This window comes from uncultured Paenalcaligenes sp., from assembly GCF_947630565.1.
Lineage (GTDB): Bacteria > Pseudomonadota > Gammaproteobacteria > Burkholderiales > Burkholderiaceae_B > Paenalcaligenes > Paenalcaligenes faecalis.
Genome location: NZ_CANRIC010000004.1, coordinates 50,246 through 63,274, shown reverse-complemented (window position 1 = coordinate 63,274; position 13,029 = coordinate 50,246). Strand labels below are relative to the sequence as shown.

Sequence of the window (13,029 nt, the reverse complement as noted above, 5' to 3'; positions counted from 1 at the left end):
TAGTCAGCATATTATAATAAAAACACATAGGTCAAACTATGTGTTTTTTTATGGGGCAGGAATAAGTAGGCGACTGATGGCTGCAATGTCGTCCTCAGTGAGTTGACCGGCTGCGTTTTTTAGTTGTAGGCCTTGAATTAAGGTGTTGTAACGAGCTTGGGCCAATGCCCGTTGAGTTTCGTAGAGTTGTTGCTGGGCATTTAACACATCAATATTGATACGTACCCCAATTTCATAGGCGGTTTGGTTGGCTTGAACGGAGGCCAGACTCGATTGCTCTGCGGATTCTAGGGCCTTGACTTGCAGTAAACCCGCCGTGACATTGGTGAAAAAATTAAGCGTGCTTTCCTCGGTTTGCCGACGAATATTTTCATGTTCCGCATACCTTTGTTGTAGTACAGAGGCATGTTCACGCACTCGGGAGGAAATGGCTCCCCCCTTATACAAAGGGATGGATAGCTCAAGGCCAACACTGCTGTCTAAGGATCGAGGGCTAGTGTTGGGGCCGTAGATGCCTTGATTGCTTTGGCTGCCGCCACGAGCCTGTAAAGAGACGGTAGGAGCATGTTCGCGTTGGCTTGCCTTCAGTTGGTATTGTTGTGCTTGTACGGCTAAATTAGCTTTTGCTACGGCCAAATTGCTCAAGGAGGCTTGAGTAGTCCAAGCCTCTGGGTTGGCGGGTTCTGGGGCAGGCAAATTGGCATGTGGATTTAAAGGGGCCAAAAGCGGTACAGGCTCTCCTACAATACGACTCAATGCATGTTGTTTATTTTGTAGTTGGCTCTGAGTAGTAATGAGCTGAGCTTTGAGCAGGTCTAAGCGAGATTGTGCCTCGTGGGTATCGGTGATGGTAGCCCCACCTAGCTCGAAAGCATGTTGTGCGGAAAGAAGCTGTTGTTCTACCGCGTGGTGTTGAGCTTGTAGGGATTTTAGCGTGTCTTGAGATGCCAACACATCAAAGTACGCCTGAGTGACCCGTAAAGCGAGTTCGTTTTTGGCGTTGTCTAAATCAAATACGGCGATCGCAGCTAAATATCGGGAGCGCTCAAACTGGGCAATAGCACTTAGGTCTAGTAACGGCTGGCTAAGTCGTAGTTGCCACTGATTTAGGTTTGAGTTGCTGCCTCTGTTTAGACGACTAGCCCGTCTACTGTCATTGTGCTGAACGGAGGCCACAGCATCAATAGCGGGTAATAGTTGAGCTCTGGCTTGTGTAATTAGCTCTTGATTAGCTTGGGTGCTGGCTTGTTGTGCCGCATAGATGGGGTCACGTTGTTGGGCTAGTTGCCATGCCTGCCATAAATCTAAGGCAGGCGTAGCCTGTGCAAAGGCTGCGCAAAAACTAATGGTTAAAGTAAAAAGCAGCCGTATGCACATTATTTAGAAATTAAAGCGAGAAACGCGGCTACCACGCAAAGGTTTGATGACGGTGTCAAACAGAGGGGTGGTATCAAAGCTTGCCGCACTGGTGCGGGTAATACGGATGGCTGTCATGACAGGGCTACTGCCTACAACGGCGACTAATCGGCCACCAATACACAATTGGTATTTAAGTGCATCAGGTACAACTGGAACTGAACCAGTCAGTAAGATAGCATCATATTCAGTTGTGCCCCAGCCCTCGTGAGCATCACCAATTTCAACATTGACGTTTAGAGCCTGTTGACGCAGTAGATTCTCAGTCGCAAAAGCCGCTAAGGTGCTGTTGATTTCTACGGTGGTGACCTGTTGAGCAAGACGGGATAGTAAAGCGGCTTGGTAGCCAGAGCCTGTGCCAATTTCCAGAACGCCATCAGTAGGTTGCAGTTGAAGCTCTACGGCTAAACGAGCCTCAATGACTGGTTTTAGCATGTACTCATTGGTATCCACAGAGTCAATAATGAGAGGAACTTCGGTGTCTGCAAAAGCCATGCCTTTGAGAGACGGAGGAACAAATTTTTCGCGTGGCACATCAAATAGCGCCTGCAGGACTTTCTCATCCTCTACATACCAAGGACGAATTTGTTGTTCAACCATGTAATAGCGGGCGAGTTCGATTTCAGACAGCGCGTTTATTTTCATAGCAGTTTTTACGTGAGCAGGACAATAAGAGAAATAGTAGGTGGAACCTACGCCATGGCATTATTATGCCTTGAACTACGCGTGAGCGGGTGGAGTTGCGTCACAGAGTGGAATCATATTTTGCAACAACACGCTGGCATTGGCTACCGCAATAGGGGTAAATTGTGCAAAATCCATGTGTGCACCACTGTTTGCATTGTCTGAAATAGAACGTATGCAAACGAAAGGAATATGGTTGACGTGACACACATGGGCGATGCTTGCCCCTTCCATTTCACAGGCAAGGGCATTGAAGTCCTCATGCAGAGCCTTGGCTCCCTCGGGGCTGGCGACAAACTGATCACCTGTAACAATACGACCTACAAAATGATTATGTTCCGTAATTTGCTCACTGGCACTGATCGCGGCTTGAAGCATTTTTGGGTCGGCTTTGAAGTCGAAGACGTCTAAGCGTGGGATTTGTCCTTTAGGCAAGTCAAATACACTGACATCCATATCATGCTGCACGAGGGAGTCTGAGATGACGATATCCCCAGGCTTAATGTCAGCGCCTAAGCCACCTGCAACCCCCAGATTGATGATTTGCTCTGTTTTAAATTCTGAAATCATAATTTGGGTACAGAGGGCGGCATTGACCTTGCCAATCCCACAAATAACCGCCACAACAGGGCGTCCGGCATAATGGCCTACATGAAACTGCATACCAGCACGGTCTACGGTTTTTTCTTTATCTAATGACTGCAAGATGACTTCGAGTTCTTCTTGCATGGCAACAATAATGCCTGTTAACGGATAATTCATAGAGATTTTTGTCATAATTAAGGGGTAATGGGCTGCCACCAAGCATGAAAATGATTGACAGGGCCATGTCCAGAGCCCACGGTTAAGTCCCCAGAACGAGCAATGGCTTTATAGAGGTATTCTTTAGCGGCTTTAGCGGCTTGCACTGCATCAGTAGTTTGGGGTAACAGAGCCGCCAGAGCAGCAGAAAGGGTGCAACCTGTACCATGCGTATTTTTTGTATTGATACGTTGGGCAGGCATTTCAATCATTTTATCGCCGTTATAGAGCAAGTCCGTGCATTCAGAGCCAGGTAGATGCCCACCTTTCAAAAAGACCCAGCGATCTTCTTTGTCAGCCATTAAACGACGTAGTTTCTCAGCGACCCCATACATTTCTTTTACGGTTTCAGCGGGACGCATTTCAAGCAATACCCCTGCCTCGGGTAGATTTGGGGTAATCATGGTGGATAACGGAAGCATGGCCTCTCGCATCTCAGAGGTAGCTGCTTTTTCTAATAAGTGATCACCACTTTTCGCCACCATAACAGGGTCTAAAACCAGATGTTTGGGTTTCCACTGAGCTAAGGCATCTACCACTGTACGGATAACCGGTTGTTGCCCAAGCATTCCAATTTTGACAGCATCAATGCGTACATCATTAAACAGTGTATCAATTTGCTGTTTAATGAAGCTGGGATCCACAGGATAAATACCTGTCACACCTTGGGTGCTTTGTGCGGTAAGAGCGGCAATTACACCAGTAGCATAAGCACCCAAGGCGCTCATGGCTTTAATATCGGCTAAAACGCCAGCGCCCCCTGAGGGGTCTACGCCAGCGATAGTTAGGGTACTAGGAATAGTTCTATGCATTAGTACGAGAGTGGATTAAGCCCTCGGCAGGAGAGCTAGGGTCTGCATCATAGTATTTGCGGGGGATACGACCAGCTAAATAAGCTTGACGACCTGCAAGTACACCGTGTTTCATGGCGGCAGCCATTAGAATAGGGTTTTTAGCCCCTGCAATAGCGGTATTCATTAAGATCCCATCGCAGCCTAGTTCCATGGCAATCGTGGCATCAGATGCCGTCCCTACGCCAGCATCAACCAATACAGGCACAGAGGACTGATCAATAATAAGACGCAAATTCCAAGGGTTAATGATTCCCATGCCGGAACCAATTAATGAGGCTAAAGGCATGATGGCAATACAACCAATGTCCTCAAGCATCTTGCATTGAATCGGATCGTCAGCGCAATACACCATGACATCGAAACCTTCGTCCACTAGGGTTTTAGCGGCTTTTAAGGTTTCAGGCATGTTAGGGAATAAGTTGTTTGCATCGCCAAGGACTTCGAGTTTGACTAAGTTGTGACCATCTAAGAGTTCACGAGCTAAGCGTAAAGTACGTACCGCATCATCAGCGGTGTAGCAGCCGGCAGTATTAGGCAAAATCGTGAATTTTGAGGGTGGAACGTAATCAAGTAAGCTCGGTTGATTTGGGTCTTGACCGATATTGGTACGACGTATCGCAACCGTGATAATCTCTGCGCCACTGACATCAATGGCTTTGCGAGTTTCTTCAAAGTCTTTATATTTACCCGTGCCTACTAAGAGACGTGAGGAGTAGGTTTTTCCAGCAATAATAAAAGGATCGTTAGGGGTAGTTTGCATCATGGTGATAGATATCAGTTGGTGGCTGTTGTTACAGCCTAAATAATACCCCTAAGCATAAACGATTTAGTAAGTTTTAGTTGGTAAAACCGTCTCTGCTAGATGGGATGCGGAGGTATTTGCTTAGTTTAGGACTGTACGGTAGGGGCTAAGCGTAATGAGAGGTTAATGAGTTGCGTTGTTGATGGATCTGGGTTGTACAATGATTTTCATAAAAACAAGGCGAATAAAACGCGTTGATTATTTGAAAATGATGATTTACAGGGTGACGAACGAGGCCAATGGCGACAGATAACGTAGAGATCGCTGCAGCGCAGATTACATCCGCGGCATTGCGGCGCAAAGTATTGGGTAATTTTTTGCGCGAAGCCCGGGCTCATGTGCAGCCCCAAGATTGGGGCTTGCCCTTGGGCGCGCGTAGGCGCACGCCCGGTTTACGCCGAGAGGAAATCGCCCAATTATGCTCTATTAGTGTGACGTGGTATACCTGGATTGAGCAAGGTAGAAATGTGTCTGTCTCGCCCACTGTTTGTGCTCGTTTAGCGAAAACACTGAAACTATCACGTGCTGAGCGACAGTATTTATTTGATTTGGCTGAATGTACTGATCCAGAGGCAGATAAGGCGGTGCTGAAACCTTTGCCTCAGGGACTGAGCGACTGTGTGGATCATATCGCAGCACCCGCCTACATTTTGGATCGTAGCTGGAATGTATTGACCCGTAATACGGCGTTATTGGATCTATTTGCTGGTTGGCCTGATAACAGTGCTAAGCCAAACTTATTACGCTATATCTTTTTGGATGCCGCAGCTAGAGATTTAGTGGTGGGGTGGGAGCAGCGTGCGCGACGTGTGGTGGCTGAGTTTCGGGCTGATGTGGGCGTGCATGTAGATGAGCCAGAGGTGCGGGCTTTAGTCGCCGAGCTACAAGAGCAAAGTCCTGTATTTACTCAGTGGTGGGGGCGGCAAATGGTGACGGAGCGAGAGGGCGGGGTGCGTGAGTTTAATCACCCGCTACAGGGTGGTTTGGTGTTTCAGCAGTTTACTTTTCGATTGGCGGTACGAACTGATTGCAAACTGGTTATGTTATTACCGTCTGGTGAAACAGCGGTTAGCTAGCCATCGTGGGTAGAGAATAAAAAATAGCGGCTAATCAATATAGCCGCTAGTTGATAATGCGTTTTATTAGCTTTCGCTAGGGACGCGTTGTAAAGGGATAACGCGAGGCATCGGGTTGGTGGTGTCTAGCTCTGCGCAGTCCGACTCGTCCTCCCCAAATCGGACTGCGGCTGGATCTTGTTTGAAATCCTGTGCATCAAAGGCCGTATCACCGTCAGGGTTTGGCGTCCCTGTTACGCTTAAATTTTGAAAATCAAATAGCTCTCTATCCATGAGATGAGAGGGAACGACGGCATTTAGTGCGCCAAATACATTCCAAGTGCGGCCTGGAAACTTCTGATCCCATTCGGCAATCATGCGATTTGCCTCTTGGCGTTTTAGGTTTTCTTGGGAACCGCATAAATTACAGGGGATAATAGGGAATTCACGCAGCTTGGCATAGGCAATAAGGTCTTTTTCAGCTACATATGCCAAGGGGCGAATCACGATATGTTTGCCATTATCGGATTGCAATTTAGGTGGCATGGCTTTTAGGCGACCACCATAAAATAGATTAAGAAAAAACGTGGCTAAAATATCATCGCGATGATGCCCTAAAGCGACTTTAGTTGCACCTAGCTCTTCGGCTACACGGTATAAAATGCCTCTGCGCAGACGTGAGCAGAGTGAGCAGTATGTTTTACCCTCAGGAATCACTCTAGTTACAATTGAGTAGGTGTCTTGAGTCTCAATATGATAATCCACCCCAATGCTTTCTAGATATTTAGGTAATACATCATCAGGGAAACCGGGCTGTTTTTGATCTAGATTGACAGCCACTATATCAAAGTGAATGGGCGCGCGAGCTTTTAGCTTGAGTAAAATATCGAGTAAACCATACGAGTCTTTGCCCCCTGATAGACAGACCATGACTTTGTCGCCATCTTCGATCATATTAAAATCGCCAATCGCACGACCGGCTTCTCTTAATAAACGCTTCTCTAGTTTATTGTTTTCGTGTTTTTGTTTTAATTCAGCTTTGGTTGGAAATTCAGTAGTATTTGACATGATTTGCTCTAGCGCTGTAATTCAATTTCTATACCAACTGCTGCGCAGTCAGTAAATGCATTGGGTTTGCTAATGCGTAATTGAACACGCATTACATCAGGGAATTGTTCTAATAGAGAGTGGGCTGTATTTTCTATTAATGTTTCTAATAGATTAACGTGTTGTTTAGTACAGCAATTAATAATGGTTTGACGTAATTGGCGATAATCTAAAACGCTATCTATGTCATGGTCATCACTAGGCTGATTAACTACCGTATCAAACTCAGCATCAATGTAAATAGGCTGGGTGGCGCGTAGCTCATGCTCCAGAATCCCAATGCGTGCGTCGATGGTCAACTGTTTAAAAAAAATGCGACGCAAAGTAGGGCGGGTAGTCATAAAACGGGTACTTCCAAAATTTAAAGTAAGCTGAAATCGCGTTGTAAGCCTAGCAAATGCTGTCCGGCGTCCACCACAATACAACTGCCTGTTAGGCTAGGCGTATTTGCAACATACAGCACAGTACGGCAAATGTCCTCGGCGCTGCTGCCATGGCCTAACGGAGATAGTTGGTGCGTGCGCTCAAAATCCTCTGGGCTCTGTAGGTGGCTAGGTAAGGTTAAGCCAGGAGCTATACCTACAACGCGTACATGTGGGGCCAGTGCTTGAGCCATCATAATAGTGGCCGATTTTAGCGCAGCCTTACATAAGGTATAAGAGAAAAAATCAGGATTGTAGCCCCAAAGTTTTTGATCCAGCATATTTATGGCGACAGCAGCGCTTTTTTGTGGTTTTTGTGTGGCTAATGCCTGAATAAGTTCGAGAGGAGCAATTAGGTTAGCACCTAGGTGTTGTTGTAAGCAAAGAGCAGAAAAATCAGTTGCGCTATCGTATTCAAACAGTGCAGCGTTATTTATTAACAGCTGAACAGGCCCCATTTTTGCAATCACCGCCTGCATGAGTTGCTGCCCGGCCTTTTCGGCATGTAGGTCTGCGCAAAATAACTCACATCGCTGTCCTAATAGGCGTATCTCTGACGCCGTTATTTCTGCCTCAGAGAGTGAGCGATGATAGTGCAGAGCAATATCCCAGCCGTCAGCCGCCAACGCTAAGGCCATATGTTTGCCTAAGCGTTTTGCAGCGCCCGTAATTAATGCTGTTTTAGTCTGACTCATGGTGATTAATAAATTCAAACGATTCAATGATGGATGGTTGAATAGTTACCTTGTAGGTACGTAGCTCATCACGTCGAAAAACATGGCATTCGACCTGACTGCCCATAGGATATGTCCCCAGTAGTTGCTCTAGTTGCGATGCGGATTGCACACGTAATCCATTGATAGCGACCACAACATCCCCAGCCGATAGCCCTGCTAAATGAGCGGCCCCATTTTCATAAACCGTTGCTAGCTCTACATCCTGTTGGTTTTGTTTGAGTCGTACATCTAAAGAGGGCGTGGTCGAGGTGGGTTTTTTTTGCAAAATAATGTCGTGCAGTGCAAATAAATCAACTAATGGGGGGTCTTCACGGCCCTCGGCATAGCGGTGAATAAGTTCGCTAGTATCAACACCTGTGGCCTCTAAGATCAAAGCAGGCATGGCATTCTCAGGAACACCAATAGCCTGTTTAGTGTAGAAATCACGTCCATACCGCTGCCACATTAAACGCATTACGTCGTCTAAGCTGTATTGGTTTTGGCTGTGGTGTTGTATGTGTAAGTCTAAAGCTAAAGCAACCAAAGCCCCTTTGCTGTAGTAGCTAACTAACGCATTCGGAGAATTCTCGTCTTGTTTGTAAAAACGTGTCCATGTGTCAAAGGAGCTTTCAGCGGTGGATTGCTTATAGCGACCTCCTGTACGCATGACCGCATTCAGGTTGTCTGCTTGGCGTTTTAAAAAGGTAGATTGGTCTATGACCCCTGAGCGCCACAACATGAGTTCATCATAATAGGAGGTAAATCCTTCAAAGACCCAAAGCAGCTTAGTGTGATTTTCACGTAATAAATCATAGGGGGCAAAAGCCGCTGGTTTAATACGTTTGACGTTCCATGTATGAAAGTATTCATGACTAACTAAGCCGAGAAAGTCTAGGTAGCCTTTGGTTTTTTTTGTTTTATCCGCACTAAGGGTAGGTAAGCCAGAGCGAGGGGCCATTAATGCCGTAGAGCTTCTGTGTTCCAGACCACCGTAGCCGTCGGCTGTGACCATTGTCATAAAAACATAGCGATCAGAGCTATCTAAAAAAGGAACGTATTTACTTTCCGGTTCAAACAGCGCAATTTGCGCCTCACATATTCTTTTGACATCGTCTGCTATGCGCTCTAAGTCCAGTGCAGGAGCCGTCCCCGTGAACACCAGTTCGTGACTAGCCCCGTATGCCGTAAATTGAATATATTGAGGCGTGCCTATTTCGAAAGGATGGTCAATCAGTGCGTCATAATTAGGCGCCTCGTAGAGTCCAAAGTCATGGCGTTTTGCTGCAGCTGGATAAGCGGTTGCTTCTGGTAAGCTAGTGTAGACTTTCCAGTCCGGCTTGGTTGCAGGGCGCTCAAGATGAACTAAGCATGGCTGTTGTTCTTGGCCCTCTACGCCTAAAAATACACTGGTTCCATTAAAAAAAGCATGACTGTCATCAATGTGAGCGCTGCGTACTGATAAATCCCAAGCATAAACCACATAAGAAATAGTTAAAGGCCCTTTGCACGGCGCGCATAACCACTCATGATTGGCCGTTTTATTAATTGTAATTGGGTTACCATTGCTAAAGGCTTGTATGCTTTCTATTTGGCGACTAAAGTCACGTAATAAATAGCTCCCTGGAATCCAAGCAGGTAAAAATAATTTTTGTCCTTGGGGATTAGGCTGAGCAATATCAAGCTGTATAGAAAGTCGATGGCCATGAAGGTCATTGAAACTAAGCTGGTAGAGATTTTTATCGTAGTTCATCATTTTTATTTTACGTAATAAGCGGAGGCAATGTGAGCGAATCGTTAGTTCTGATTGAAACTCATGGTCGTGTTGGAGTTTTAACATTAAATCGTCCCAAAGCATTAAATGCCCTGAATAACGACGTGGTTGCTGAAATTGCTGCTGCAGCACGCCAATTTGAGGCAGATCCGGATATCAGCGTTATTGTCTTGACCGGTAACGAAAAAGCGTTTGCGGCCGGAGCTGACATTGGAGCCATGAAAGACTGGGGCTTTAGCGATGTCTATAATAATGATTACTTGGGTGGGGATTGGCAATATCTACGTCAAATTCGTAAGCCGATGATTGCTGCTGTAGCGGGGTATGCGTTGGGCGGAGGCTGTGAGCTTGCCATGTTGTGTGACATGATTATCGCTGCAGAAAATGCTCGCTTTGGTCAGCCTGAGATTAAACTAGGCATTATTCCCGGCTATGGTGGTACGCAACGCTTACCGCGCGCCATTGGTAAAGCGAAAGCGATGGACCTGATCTTAACAGCTCGCATGATAAATGCCACAGAGGCTGATGCCATGGGGTTGGTGTCTCGTGTGGTACCAACAGAAAAGTTGATGGAAGAAACCATGGATGTGGCGCAAACCATTGCATCCATGTCTTTGCCTTCTGTGATGATGGCCAAAGAAAGTATTAATCGTGCCTATGAAAGCAGTTTGGCAGAGGGATTAATGTTTGAGCGACGTAACTTTCATGGACTATTTGCCACGGAAGACCAAAAAGAGGGCATGAATGCCTTTGTAGAAAAGCGTCAGCCGGACTTTAAGCATAAATAAATTTCAATAGGGGTATAACCCTTGCTGTATGCGGCTTTCGCAAGGGTTTGCCCTAGGTTTATTGTGGTTTTTTATAAGAAATAGTTGTTATTTGTTGCACAAAAAGCAAAACAGATTTGCTTGCAACAAAAAAATAACGCTATACTTCATGGGCTTGACGTCGGCCGCTTATCTTTTTGTACGACCACTTTAACGCAAAATAGCCTGATTTTTCAAAGCTCTTTGCAATATTTTACTGGGAGATACTGGGATATGCAGCAGGTCAACAAGCCTAATCAGTCGGTTCTGCCTATGCAGACGGCTGTAAATCAAACAGAAACCAAAGCCGTTGTGCTAACACCTGAACAACGACAGCGCTTGGCGCGTCGCTCTTCACTAGGTATAGTGCAAATACTTTGTGCGCAAGCACTACTTGCTTTGATGGTTACACTGCTTTCGTGGTGGTTTGGTGGTAGGGATGCAGCTGCATCTGCGCTCATTGGGGCCGGAGCTTACTTTATTCCTAATACTTTATTCGCTGTACGATTGCTTCTGGGGTTGATGGGTGGGGCAAATGCAAATCCCGCGTCCTTTTTTATGGGCGAGGTTTTTAAGCTAGGCTCTGCTATTGCTATTTTGGGCCTTGCGGCTTGGCAATTTCAGTCTTGGTTAGTGTGGCCAGCGTTATTGTTTGGCTTAATAGGCGTTTTAAAGGGATACGTAGTGCTGCTTGCTTTAGGCAGGCTGCCTTAATCGTGGGCTTATAGGCCTTTAACATAACAGGGTAATTACAGATGGCTGCTGCTAGTGCTAATTCGCCTCAGTCAGATTACATCCAACATCACTTAGTTCACTTGAACAACGTGGGTGCTAAACAGGATGTACTCGCTAATTTCAGCGTTATCAACTACGACTCCGTATTTTGGTCGTTGCTAATGGGCTTTATTGCCGTCTACATCATGTACCGTGCTGCACGTTCAGCCACGGTTGGTGTACCTGGTCGCTTTCAAGCCGCGATTGAAATTTTAGTTAGCTGGGTCGAAGATCAAGCTAAGTCTATTGTGCATAACGAAGACTCACGTCGTTTCGTTGCTCCGTTGGCACTGACTATTTTCTTATGGATTGTCCTAATGAACGTGCTCGACTTATTACCAGTCGACTTGTTGCCTTGGACTTTTGCTACTACAGGCTTAGGTGCCGAAACTGGCGATCCATTGTATTACCATCGTATTTTGCCTACTGCTGACTTAAACGTACCAATGGGTATGTCTTTAGGTGTGCTATTGCTTACGCTTTACTACAGCATCAAGATCAAAAAACCCGGTGGTTTCGTCAAAGAACTCTTTACTGCTCCCTTCACGTTTGGTGGGATAGCAGGTGTATTGCTTTCACCATTTAATATTCTCCTCAACCTAATCGAATACGGCGCAAAAACAGTGTCGCTCGGTATGCGGTTGTTCGGCAACATGTTTGCTGGTGAATTAGTTTTCATGCTTATCGCTCTATTGGGCGGTGCATGGACAGGGTTTAATGGCGCAAGCCTTGGCTTGGGTATTGGCCATGTATTAGCTGGTTCTGTGTGGGCTATTTTCCACATCTTAATCGTGCTTTTACAGGCATTTATTTTCATGATGCTGACACTGGTATATATCGGTCAGGCTCACGAAAGCCATTAATCAGTTTCCGGTTTTGGTCGGTCACCGAAACCGGGATGCAGAATCCTTCTGCTACGCCGTTTTTTTGTAATTTTGAACTCATAAGATTTTTAACCAAGGAGTTGTCATGACCAACGTTGCTTTCGTTGCCCTTGCTTGCGGTATTATCGTCGGTCTGGGTGCGTTTGGTGCCAGTATCGGTATTGCTCTAATGGGTGGTAAGTACCTAGAAGCTTCTGCTCGCCAACCTGAGCTAATGAACGCTTTGCAAACCAAAATGTTCCTTTTAGCAGGTCTAATTGATGCGGCCTTCCTAATTGGTGTTGGTATTGCCATGTTGTTTGCGTTCGCTAACCCTTTTATCGGTTAATTGCGGCGCGGGTCCGCTGGCCCCAAGGCGGACAGGCAGTCGTAAGCGGTGCTCATTCATGCGCCGCAAGCGGCTTGATTAGATAGTGTCAGGTAGCTTCCAAGCGCCGGACACGAGTGGTATATAAGGGAAACGACCGTGAATTTAAACGCGACTCTCTTTTTTCAGATGATCGTGTTTTTCGTCTTGGCATGGTTTACGATGACATTCGTATGGCCACCCCTGACAAAAGCAATCGATGATCGTCGCCAGAAAATCGCTGATGGCTTAGCCGCCGCCGAAAAAGGCAAGGCTGACCTCGCTCAAGCTCAGGCACGTATCAGTCTGATGGAAGCTTCCGCAAAGTCTGATAACCATTCGCGCTTGGCTGATGCTGAAAAGCAAGCTGCTGCGCTAATCGAACAGGCTCGCCACGAGGCAGAAGCGGAAAAAGCGCGCATTATTGCGCAAGCTCAACAGGACGCTGCCCAAGAAGTACAACGTCTACGCGATACATTGCGTGGCGAGGTAGCGGTGTTGGCAGTTAAAGGCGCCGAGCAGATTCTGCAACGCGAAGTTGACTCCAAAGCGCATGCCCAGCTGCTAGAGCAGCTTAAGGCTCAACTTTAA

General features: G+C 46.4%; 15 protein-coding genes. 6 read left to right on the top strand and 9 right to left on the bottom strand.

Annotated features, from left to right (window positions below; genetic code table 11):
- Window positions 1-48: 48 nt before the first annotated feature.
- The 5 genes from Q0Z62_RS01765 to Q0Z62_RS01745 all read right to left on the bottom strand — a co-directional run bounded on the left by Q0Z62_RS01765 (window position 49) and on the right by Q0Z62_RS01745 (window position 4,518).
- Window positions 49-1,377, bottom strand: a complete 1,329-nt coding sequence (locus Q0Z62_RS01765; RefSeq protein ID WP_298050325.1) for a TolC family outer membrane protein — start codon at window positions 1,375-1,377, stop codon at window positions 49-51.
- Between the two features lie 3 nt (window positions 1,378-1,380).
- A complete protein-coding gene (locus tag Q0Z62_RS01760; protein WP_269900621.1) occupies window positions 1,381-2,061 on the bottom strand; it encodes a protein-L-isoaspartate O-methyltransferase in 681 nt (226 codons plus the stop codon).
- A gap of 75 nt (window positions 2,062-2,136) precedes the next feature.
- Entirely contained in the window at window positions 2,137-2,862 is a 726-nt protein-coding gene (locus Q0Z62_RS01755; protein ID WP_298050324.1) for a 5'-methylthioadenosine/adenosylhomocysteine nucleosidase, read from the bottom strand.
- Between the two features lie 17 nt (window positions 2,863-2,879).
- Entirely contained in the window at window positions 2,880-3,713 is an 834-nt protein-coding gene (gene thiD / locus Q0Z62_RS01750) for a bifunctional hydroxymethylpyrimidine kinase/phosphomethylpyrimidine kinase (protein WP_298050323.1), read from the bottom strand.
- A complete protein-coding gene (locus Q0Z62_RS01745) occupies window positions 3,706-4,518 on the bottom strand; it encodes a thiazole synthase (RefSeq protein WP_298050322.1) in 813 nt (270 codons plus the stop codon). The genes thiD and Q0Z62_RS01745 overlap by 8 nt, the downstream gene beginning before the upstream one ends.
- Before the next feature lie 278 nt (window positions 4,519-4,796).
- Here Q0Z62_RS01745 and Q0Z62_RS01740 point away from each other — a divergent pair, with 278 nt between their 5' ends.
- Window positions 4,797-5,633 (top strand): helix-turn-helix transcriptional regulator, encoded by an 837-nt coding sequence (locus Q0Z62_RS01740; RefSeq protein ID WP_269900617.1) that lies wholly within the window; start codon window positions 4,797-4,799, stop codon window positions 5,631-5,633.
- Between the two features lie 66 nt (window positions 5,634-5,699).
- Here Q0Z62_RS01740 and ttcA read toward each other — a convergent pair whose 3' ends face one another.
- From ttcA to Q0Z62_RS01720, 4 genes are read right to left on the bottom strand one after another with little or no spacing between them, the layout of a single operon-like run.
- The gene (ttcA, locus tag Q0Z62_RS01735; RefSeq protein WP_298050321.1) at window positions 5,700-6,680 is read right to left on the bottom strand and encodes a tRNA 2-thiocytidine(32) synthetase TtcA; all 981 of its coding nucleotides are present in this window, start codon (window positions 6,678-6,680) and stop codon (window positions 5,700-5,702) included.
- Window positions 6,681-6,688: 8 nt separating this feature from the next.
- Window positions 6,689-7,060 (bottom strand): dihydroneopterin aldolase, encoded by a 372-nt coding sequence (locus Q0Z62_RS01730; protein WP_269900615.1) that lies wholly within the window; start codon window positions 7,058-7,060, stop codon window positions 6,689-6,691.
- Between the two features lie 20 nt (window positions 7,061-7,080).
- On the bottom strand, window positions 7,081-7,836 hold the full coding sequence (locus tag Q0Z62_RS01725) for an SDR family oxidoreductase (protein ID WP_269900614.1): 756 nt from the start codon (window positions 7,834-7,836) through the stop codon (window positions 7,081-7,083).
- Window positions 7,823-9,607 (bottom strand): M61 family metallopeptidase, encoded by a 1,785-nt coding sequence (locus Q0Z62_RS01720; RefSeq protein ID WP_298050334.1) that lies wholly within the window; start codon window positions 9,605-9,607, stop codon window positions 7,823-7,825. Before Q0Z62_RS01720 ends, Q0Z62_RS01725 begins: the two co-directional genes overlap by 14 nt.
- 32 nt (window positions 9,608-9,639) lie before the next feature.
- Here Q0Z62_RS01720 and Q0Z62_RS01715 point away from each other — a divergent pair, with 32 nt between their 5' ends.
- From Q0Z62_RS01715 to Q0Z62_RS01695, 5 genes are all read left to right on the top strand, one after another.
- Window positions 9,640-10,416: an enoyl-CoA hydratase gene (locus tag Q0Z62_RS01715; protein ID WP_298050320.1), complete on the top strand. Its 777-nt coding sequence runs from the start codon at window positions 9,640-9,642 to the stop codon at window positions 10,414-10,416.
- Between the two features lie 252 nt (window positions 10,417-10,668).
- Window positions 10,669-11,148, top strand: a complete 480-nt coding sequence (locus Q0Z62_RS01710) for an ATP synthase subunit I (RefSeq protein ID WP_269900612.1) — start codon at window positions 10,669-10,671, stop codon at window positions 11,146-11,148.
- Between the two features lie 41 nt (window positions 11,149-11,189).
- A complete protein-coding gene (gene atpB, locus Q0Z62_RS01705) occupies window positions 11,190-12,071 on the top strand; it encodes a F0F1 ATP synthase subunit A (RefSeq protein WP_269900611.1) in 882 nt (293 codons plus the stop codon).
- Window positions 12,072-12,177: 106 nt separating this feature from the next.
- Window positions 12,178-12,420 carry a F0F1 ATP synthase subunit C gene (gene atpE, locus Q0Z62_RS01700; protein WP_260650178.1) on the top strand — a complete coding sequence of 81 codons (243 nt, stop codon included), beginning with the start codon at window positions 12,178-12,180 and terminating at the stop codon, window positions 12,418-12,420.
- A 138-nt stretch (window positions 12,421-12,558) separates the two neighbouring features.
- Entirely contained in the window at window positions 12,559-13,029 is a 471-nt protein-coding gene (locus tag Q0Z62_RS01695; RefSeq protein ID WP_269900610.1) for a F0F1 ATP synthase subunit B, read from the top strand.